The 8491-nt window shown below is 63.5% G+C and carries 9 protein-coding genes and 1 pseudogene; 7 read left to right on the top strand and 3 right to left on the bottom strand.

Annotation, left to right across the window (positions count from 1 at the left end; translation table 11 throughout):
* Positions 1–160: pseudogene (locus ABI660_RS21825) on the bottom strand (methylmalonate-semialdehyde dehydrogenase (CoA acylating)); the annotation flags it as partial.
* 118 nt (positions 161–278) lie between these two features.
* Between ABI660_RS21825 and ABI660_RS21820 the strand changes: the two are divergent.
* The 7 genes from ABI660_RS21820 (at position 279) to ABI660_RS21790 (ending at position 7300) form a co-directional block, all read left to right on the top strand.
* A complete protein-coding gene (locus ABI660_RS21820) occupies positions 279–1259 on the top strand; it encodes a LysR family transcriptional regulator (RefSeq protein ID WP_348072096.1) in 981 nt (326 codons plus the stop codon).
* Between the two features lie 177 nt (positions 1260–1436).
* Positions 1437–2594 carry an ABC transporter permease gene (locus tag ABI660_RS21815; RefSeq protein ID WP_348072094.1) on the top strand — a complete coding sequence of 386 codons (1158 nt, stop codon included), beginning with the start codon at positions 1437–1439 and terminating at the stop codon, positions 2592–2594.
* Between the two features lie 333 nt (positions 2595–2927).
* A complete protein-coding gene (locus ABI660_RS21810; RefSeq protein ID WP_348072092.1) occupies positions 2928–3716 on the top strand; it encodes an ATP-binding cassette domain-containing protein in 789 nt (262 codons plus the stop codon).
* Positions 3717–3895: 179 nt separating this feature from the next.
* On the top strand, positions 3896–4849 hold the full coding sequence (locus ABI660_RS21805) for an MlaD family protein (RefSeq protein ID WP_348072090.1): 954 nt from the start codon (positions 3896–3898) through the stop codon (positions 4847–4849).
* Positions 4846–5541 (top strand): ABC-type transport auxiliary lipoprotein family protein, encoded by a 696-nt coding sequence (locus tag ABI660_RS21800; RefSeq protein WP_348072088.1) that lies wholly within the window; start codon positions 4846–4848, stop codon positions 5539–5541. The genes ABI660_RS21805 and ABI660_RS21800 overlap by 4 nt, the downstream gene beginning before the upstream one ends.
* Before the next feature lie 101 nt (positions 5542–5642).
* Positions 5643–6197, top strand: coding sequence for a cyclic nucleotide-binding domain-containing protein (locus tag ABI660_RS21795; RefSeq protein WP_348072086.1), 555 nt, complete (start codon positions 5643–5645; stop codon positions 6195–6197).
* Between the two features lie 62 nt (positions 6198–6259).
* A complete protein-coding gene (locus ABI660_RS21790) occupies positions 6260–7300 on the top strand; it encodes a DMT family transporter (protein ID WP_348072084.1) in 1041 nt (346 codons plus the stop codon).
* An 82-nt stretch (positions 7301–7382) separates the two neighbouring features.
* On the opposite strand, the gene ABI660_RS21785 is transcribed toward ABI660_RS21790, so the two are convergent.
* Both ABI660_RS21785 and ABI660_RS21780 read right to left on the bottom strand, forming a co-directional pair.
* Entirely contained in the window at positions 7383–8021 is a 639-nt protein-coding gene (locus tag ABI660_RS21785) for a MarC family protein (RefSeq protein WP_348072082.1), read from the bottom strand.
* A 77-nt stretch (positions 8022–8098) separates the two neighbouring features.
* Positions 8099–8341 (bottom strand): hypothetical protein, encoded by a 243-nt coding sequence (locus tag ABI660_RS21780; RefSeq protein WP_348072080.1) that lies wholly within the window; start codon positions 8339–8341, stop codon positions 8099–8101.
* Between the last annotated feature and the right edge of the window lie 150 nt (positions 8342–8491).

Below are 8491 nucleotides of genomic sequence, written 5' to 3'. Positions count from 1 at the left end.
CTGCGGCGACTGCGGCATCGACTTCGGCGGCGCTGGCCAGCGCGACTCGGCCTGTCACCTGGCCTGTGGCGGGGTTGAAGACTTCTTGGGTGCGGCTAGATGTGCCGGGCACGACATGCCCGTTGATGGCATGGCCAATGGCTGTAACGGGCTGGTTCATATTTGGGCGACTCATATCATTCATGTTGCAAACTCCATTGAGCAATCGCCAAGATTAGCGGACACCGAAGCTGAGCGCCAGTTTGAATTTCTCAGTAGTGATATAAATATTGCTAATAATGGACATTCAAACCCTTCGAATTTTTGCGGCTGTCGCCCGCGAGGGCAACCTCTCGCGCGCTGCCGACAAGCTGGCGCTGACGCAGCCCGCTGTCAGCCTGCAGATCAAAGGCCTGCAGGCTGCCACGGGCCTGACGCTCTTCACGCGCAGCGCCCAGGGCATGAACCTCACCCGCGACGGCGCGGCGCTGCTGCCGCTGGCCGAAAAAGTGCTGGCCGCGCAGGGTGATTTCAAGAACGCAGCCGCCAGCCTGCACACGCAGGTGCGCGGGCGGCTGCGCATAGGCACCATCCTCGACCCCGAGTTCACCCGGCTCGGCGCTTTTTTGAAGGTGCTGGTGGAAATGGCGCCCCAGGTCGAGACCGAGTTGCGTCAGGCCATGAGCGGCGAGGTGCTGGCCCAGATAGAACGTGGCGAGCTGGATGTGGGTTTTTATCTGGGCATACCCGAGCAGGTGCCCGGTCATGCCGCTGATTTTGAATCAAATCGATCTCCAGCCCTTTCAGGACGGGGGCAAATAGCTATTAATTCAGGAGCAGACCGGCAAGACGGCCGGTTGTCGCTGTTTACGGTGCGCGAACTGACCCACTTCACCTACCGGGTGCTGGCGCCCGCGGGCTGGGGGCCGCAAGTGCGTGGCAAGGGCTGGAAGGCGCTGGCCGCCTTGCCGTGGATCGCCACGCCGCCGGCCTCTGCGCACCACCGCCTGCTGGCCAGCGTGTTCGGCCCGCTGGGGGTCGAACCTCATCGTGTGGCGTTGGTGGACCAGGAGGCCTCGATGCTCGACCTGGTCAAGTCCGGCGTCGGCCTGAGCCTGGTGCGCGATTCGATCGCCATGCGCGAGTCCCATGCCGCCGGCCTGGTGATTGCGGACCAGGTCAGCCTGCAAAGCGTGCTGTGTTTTGTCAGCCTGGGCGCGCAGCGCCAGGCGCCGGTGGTTGCAAGCGCCTGGCAGGCGCTGGAGGCCGTGTGGTCCTGAGTTTGCAAGCAGCGCTGTAGGACAGGGTGGGCGACGTGTTGGGGGCAAATGCTGTAGCCCGCGCGTCGAGTGCTGGATTAACATGCCTTTACAAGCGGCAGCGCGGCTCAGCGGCCCAGTGCCCGAGCGCCGCCCTGTCTTGTTCATCGCTCCCCAGCCGTTTGCCCTATCGAAACCATGCCATCTCCGGAGGACGACGCCGCGCGCGAATCCACTCCGCATATTGACCAGCAAGACACGCCCGATGGCGCGTGTTGTCTGGTGTTGGGGTCATGGACTGCCGCCGAGCTGACGGTCCGGCCCGCATGGGAAGCGCTGGCGTCACAGCTGAAAGCCCTGATGCCTGAAGCTTCCGGCGGAACCGCCCTGTGGGACTTACGCCAGATGGAGCAACTGGACCACCTGGGTGCACAGGTGCTTTGGAACCACTGGGGCCGCCAGTGGCCACAAAAACTGGAGGTCCTTGCGCCGCAGCGCATGGTGCTCGACCGCGTGGCCGAGTTCAGTGCTGACCGGCCCGAACCACCCGCGCCGGGTTTTCGGCAGGCCTATTTGTCTTTGGGTGAGGGGGTGCTGCAAGTGGTGGACCACGGCGCCGACCTGCTCGCGCTGGTGGGTCGGCTGATGCTCAATCTTGCGAAGCTCGCCAGGAAACCCCGTGAGGGCCCCTGGCGCGACCTCTCCGGCCATCTGTACCACATAGGTGCGACGGCCCTGCCCATCACCGCGCTGGTAGGCTTTCTCATCGGTGTCGTGCTGGCTTACCTGATTTCTCAGCAACTGCGCCAGTTCGGTGCCGACGCCTTCATCGTCAACATCCTGGGCATCTCGCTGATCCGTGAGCTGGGCCCGGTGCTGGCCGCCATCCTGATTGCCGGGCGCTCCGGCTCGGCCATCACCGCGCAGATTGGCGTGATGCGCGTGACCGAAGAGCTCGACGCCATGCGCGTGATGGGCATTGCCCACAGCTACCGGCTGGTCATGCCGCGTGCGATTGCGCTGGCCATCGTGATGCCGCTCATCAGCGTCTGGACCACCATCTCCGCGCTGCTGGGCGGCATGCTGGCCGCCGACCTGGTCATGGGAGTGACGCCGTCTTTTTTCATCGACGCCTTGCCCGAAGCGGTAGATGCTGCCAACCTGACGCTGGCCACTGCCAAGTCGGTGGTCTTTGGTGTGCTGATTGCCTTGATAGGCTGCCACTTCGGCCTGCGCGTCAAGCCCAACACCGAAAGCCTGGGCCAGGGTACGACGGCCTCGGTGGTTACATCGATCACCGTGGTGATTCTTGTAGATGCTTTGTTCGCAGTCCTGTTCAAGAGTATCGGCATATGAATATGGCCCCCACGCTCGTCACTGCGTGTACTTCGCTGCACCTTGCAGGCCGCCGCTCGCCAGAGGCTTCGCTTCTGTCGTCTGTCCAAACCTGCCTAAGCAGGTTCGGAGCCGCAGACTCCAGCCCCGAGGGGGCCGCTGCGCCTGCGGGCCGGCAAAGCCGGACCCGCGGCCCCGGCTTGAAAAGAGAAGAGCCCCCACGGTCGCTCACTGCGTGTAGCTTCCTGCCCACCGAGGGGGCCACTGCGCCTGCGGCCCGGCGAAGCCGGTTCCGCGGCCCCGGCTGGTCTGGATCCGAAGCCCCCGCGCTCGTTGCTTCTTGGGTTGTGCAATATGAGTGACGTGATCGTTGACATCCGCAAACTGTCTACCGTTTTCACCAACGGCAAGAAGGAGTCCGTGGTTCACAAGGACCTTGATCTCGCTATCGAGCGTGGTGAATTCCTGTCGCTGGTGGGTGGGTCCGGTACCGGCAAAACCGTGCTGCTGCGCGAGATGCTGGGGCTGGAAGAGCCGACCACTGGCGAGATCACAGTACTGGGCCGGCCGGCGGCCGAGCTGGGCAAGCGCGGCGCGGCGCGGCGTGTGGGCATGCTGTTCCAGCATGGCGCGCTGTTCTCAGCTTTCACGGTGCTGGAGAACATTGCTTTTCCGCTGCGCGAACTCAAGACATTGCCTGATGCCCTGATCCGTGAGGCTGCCATGGTCAAGCTGCAAATGGTGGGCCTGGCACCGGAGCATGCCGACAAGATGCCGGCCGACTTGTCCGGTGGCATGGTCAAGCGTGTGTCGCTGGCCAGGGCGCTGATCATGGACCCGCCGCTGCTGTTGCTCGACGAGCCAACCGCCGGCCTGGACCCGGAGAGTTCGGACAGCTTTTGCGCACTGCTGCGTTCGCTGCACAAGGGCATGGAATTGACGGTGGTGATGGTCACACACGACCTGGACACGCTGTTCGAGCTGAGCACGCGCATTGCCGTGCTGGCCGACAAGCAGGTCATTGTCAACGGTCCGCCGCGTGATGTGATTGCGTTTCCGCATCCCTTCATCCGCAACTTTTTTCTCGGTGAACGGGGCCAGCGCGCGATGGAGTTGCTGCGCGAATACCCGTTCACCGTCTGATGCATGGCTGCAAATTCATTTTTTGGGCGAACTGCGGCGTTGCGCGGTGCTCGCAATCCTCATGTACCTGGGTACATTCCGGTTGCTGCGCTCCGGGCGCCTTGCATTTCATCCCAAAAATCTGAATTTTCAGCCATGCATCGCTACATCTATTAAGCGAAGAGAGAGAGGTTTTCAAAATGGAAAACAAAGCCCATGCCATCGCCGCCGGCGCCTTTGTGCTGGTGGTCGCCGCGTTGCTGGCGCTGCTGGCCGTCTGGTTAACGCGCGACAGCGGCGAGCGCCACCTGTACGAGCTGTCCACGCGCGAAACCATTTCAGGCTTGCAGCCGCAGGCCCAGGTGCGCTTTCGCGGCGTGCCCGTCGGCAAGGTCGAGTTCATCGGTTTTGACCACAAGACCAAAGGCAACGTGCTGATCCGCATTTCGGTGGACATCGGCACGCCGCTGACCCAGTCCACCTTTGCCACCATCAGTTCGCAGGGTGTCACGGGGCTGGGTTTTGTGCAGCTCGAAGACGACGGCCCATCCACCGTGCAGCTGGTGCCCAACGACGACGATCCGCCGCGCATCCCGCTCAAACCGGGCTTGCTCGACAAGCTGCTCAACAAAAGCGAGGTGATCATGGACCAGGTCGAAGCCGCCAGCACGAAACTCAACAAGTTGCTAGACGAGAGCAACCAGAAAACTCTGATGACCTCCGTAGAGCAGTTCGGCCAGGCCGCTGACAGCATCAACCAGCTGGCCCTGAAGCTCGATCCCTTTGTGGCCACCATGCCGCGCCTGGGGCAAGAAGCCAGCGCCACCATGAAGTCGCTCAAGACTGCGGCCGATGATGTATCCAAAACCGCCAACGAAGTGAACACCACGGCGCAAAAGCTGAACGCCAAGGGTGGTCCGCTCGACAAACTGGCCGACGGCGGCGCGGCGTTGTCCGCTTCCGTAGAAACTTTCAGTGCGGCAACGTTGCCGCGCCTTGGCGAGGTGGCCGAAGAAACCGCCCGCGCCATGCGCCAGCTGAGGCGCACCGTCAACGCGGTGGACGACAACCCGCAATCGCTGATTTTTGGCAACGGCCCGCGCACGCCAGGCCCAGGCGAGCCAGGCTTTACCGCTCCCGGAGGAAAACCATGAAACCCGAAAATGCTATCAATAAAGCAGCTGCTTGCGCCCGCCCCATAAGGGCTGGAGGCCTGTTTGGCTTGATATTTGTGGCAACGCTGCTGCTGGGTGCCTGCTCGGCGTTGCCGGACAAGCCGGTGCGTGCCGCACTATACGACTTCGGCCCCGGCCCCCTGGGCCCGCTCCCCGAAACGCGGCAGGCCCCGCTTGCACCGCTGGCGCTGGCTGACATCTCGACGCCCGGTGGTGTACTGGACAACCAGGCGGTGCTGTACCGGCTGGCCTATGCCGATGCGCAGCAATTGCGCCCCTACTCGCAGGCGCGCTGGAGCATGCCGCCGGCGCAGCTGGTGCGCCAGCGCCTGCGCGAAACGCTTAGCCGCAACCGCGCCGTCTTTAACGCCGGCGAAGGCCCGGCCCTGAACCGCAGCGTCAACCAGGGCGTGCTGCCGCGCATGCTTCAGCTGCAGCTTGAAGAATTCAGCCACCTGTTCGACGCGCCGGCCCGCAGCACCGGCCTGATACGGCTGCGCGCCACCTTGGTGGAGATCCAGCCCAGTGGTGAAAAGCTGCTGGCCCAGCGCAACTTCACGGTACAGCGCACAGCGCCCAGCAACGATGCCCCCGGTGGCGTACGCGCGCTGACAGCCGCCACCGACGCCGCCATTGAAGAGATAGCGACATGGCTGCAACAGGTCCCGTGAGTTCCGACGCCGCAGGCGGCGCGCCTCAGGAGCGCAGCGCAGGGCCGCCCCAAGCAAGCCCGGCCCCCCCGGGGGGCAGCGCCATACACAAAGTGACAAGCGTGGGGGCCATCTCCCTGGAGGAGAAACTCGCGCAGGCCGGGTTGGAGCTGCTCGGCAGCTGCCAGAAGATGTCCGGCCGCGGGCCCGGCTTGCTGACGCATTCGGCCTTGCTGGAAGACTTCACGCCGCAGGAACTCGACGTCCTCGGCGAAGCCATGCTGCTGATCCGCGCGCAGCCCGGCCAGGTCCTGATCAGCGAAGGTGATGAGGGCGACTGGATGCTGCTGCTGCTCAGCGGCACGGTGGACGTGACCAAGGCCACACCGCCGGCCGGCGATGAGCCCGATGCGCCGGACACGTTGTCGCGGCTCAGCGTGGCCACCGAAGGCGCGGCCCTGGGCGAAATGTCCATGTTCGACCGCGACGTGCGTTACGCCACCTGCACCGCCATCGACACTGTAGAGGCCGCCGTGCTCGGCCGCGCTGCCATCGGGCAACTGATACGCCAGCACCCCGGTGTGGGCGCCAAGCTGGTCGTCAAGATCACCCAGCTGCTGGCCCAGCGCCTGCGCAACACCAGTAACCGGCTGGTCAGGTTGCTGCAAAAAGCGTAGCTGCTTGCGCTCATCGGTATTGGGCTGGAGGCTGATTTGACAGATCTCATGGGAGGGCGAACATGAACACACCAGCTTTGCGCGGTGGCCTGCTGGCCTTGTTCGCGGCAACGCTGTTTGGCGTCAGCACCCCGCTGGTTCAGTACTTCGGTAAGGGGCTGGGCGCGCTGAGCACTGCGGCCCTGCTTTATGCGGGTGCTGCGGTGGCCGGTACGCTGCTGCGCCGTCCCGCCCAGCAGGAGGCCAGTCTGCAACGTTCCGATTTGGGGCGGGTGCTGGCGGTGGTGGCCTTCGGCGCCGTGATCGGTCCGGTGGCACTGGCGTGGGGTCTGCAGCGCGCCAGCGGCGCCAGTGCTTCGTTGATGCTCACCTTGGAGGCCTTGTTCACCGCCGTGCTCGCCTGGCGGCTGTACCGCGAAACCATGGACGCCCGGGTCTGGGCCGCCATGGGGCTGCTGCTGGCCGGGGGTGTGCTGCTGATTCTGGGCCAGGGCCGACTCGGCGAAACACAGTTCGCCGGCATGCTGGCCGTGCTGTTGGCCGCTGCCGCCTGGGGCATCGACAACACGCTGTCACGCGCACTGGCCGAGCGCGACCCCGGGCAGGTGGTGCTGGTCAAGACCGCGCTGGGCGCTACGGTCACGGCCCTGCTGGCGCTTGTATTTGCAGAACCGCTGCCCGGGCTGAGGGCCGCGGCCGGCCTGCTGGCGGTGGGCGCCACCGGCTACGGCCTCAGCCTGCGCTTTTACCTGCTGGCACAGCGGGCTTTCGGCGCGGCACGCACCGGTTCGGTTTTCGCGTTTGCGCCATTCATCGGTGCGCTGCTGGCCCTCGGCATGGGCGACCGGTCGGTCAGCTGGCTGATAGGCGCCGGGGGGCTGCTGATGCTGGGCGGTGTGCTGCTGCACCTGATGGAGTCGCACGGCCATGCGCACGCGCACGCGGCCATGGACCATGAACATGCGCATGGCCACGCGGATGGCCATCACACCCATCGCCACGAGCCGATGCCCGAAGAGTCACACAGCCACCGGCACCACCACGAGCCGCTGCAGCACGCGCACCCGCATGTGCCTGATGCGCACCATCTGCATCGTCACTGAAGGGGACGGGTATCGGTGGATGCGTTGCTATTGAAAACAGAGCTGACTGCGCCCAATTGGCATGGGCGAGAGGCTGATTTGTTCATATACCCCGGCCGAGAATCGGAAACAGCTTGAGCAGCCCACCGGTCATCACCTCGATGGCCAGCGCGGCAAGAATCAGGCCCATCAGCCGCGTCATGACATTGATGCCGGTCTTGCCCAGCACGCGGGCAATCGGATGAGCGAGTGAAAAACACACGGCCGTGGCCAAGCCGATCACTACGCCGTAGCCGACCAGCATGCTAAGCTGCAGGAAGTTCTGAGCCTTTTCTGCGTAGATGACCACAGTGGACATGGTGGCCGGGCCGGTGAGCAGCGGGATGGTCAGGGGTACCACGGCGATGCTGGCACCCATGGCCGCCTTGGCGGCGCCGTCTTCCAGCTCGTGCGTGTTCGGCTTGGCCTCGGCGGGTTGTGCGTTGAGCATGTTCATGGAGCTGATCAGCAGCAGCATGCCGCCCCCGACCTGGAAGCTTGCCAGCGAGATGCTGAAAAACTCCAGAATCTGCAGGCCCAGCAGTGCGCTGATGGCGATGACGACAAACGCGCTGAACGAAGCGGTGACGATGGTGCGGCGGCGCTGTTCGGGCGAAAAATCGCGCGTGTAATGGATGAAAAACGGCACGATGGCCAGCGGGTTGACGATGGCCAGCAAAGTGACAAGTGGTTTGAAGTCCATGAAAGTTTCTTTTGCAGTGCGTTCGTCAAATGGGGGATTTAACCGAGGTCGTTATACATCAACCTGCTGCGTGCCCATCATGAAAAAATAGGGTCGATGCTGGAATAGGCCTTGATGGGTTTAATCTTGGTCGAATTCGACCAATCTCCGATGGCACGGAGCGCCAGGGCGCCGACTGGGGAAACCCCTGAAATCGAGGCTTGCAGCGGATATCTGGGATTTAATACGTAGCGAAGCCTTTGAGCGGAAGGTTGTAGCTGCCACGTATCAAGGATCGCGAGCGCATCAGCACCGCAAAACCGGTTATAAATTAACGGCATGCAAGAACAGTATTTTCACGCCGCCAAGTTTGAGCCGCCATACGTAGCGGAACCGACTTTCATTCGTTAGACCTCAGACGACGCACGGAGTGCACATCCATGTCAATTCAACACGACCAAGTAACGCCTGTCTCGCTACCTCAAGAGTCA

Source organism: Polaromonas sp. (assembly GCF_039930745.1).
In the GTDB taxonomy this organism is placed as follows: Bacteria; Pseudomonadota; Gammaproteobacteria; order Burkholderiales; family Burkholderiaceae_C; genus Polaromonas.
The sequence above is the reverse complement of the archived record's forward strand: the minus strand, read 5'-3'. Positions and strand labels throughout refer to the sequence as shown.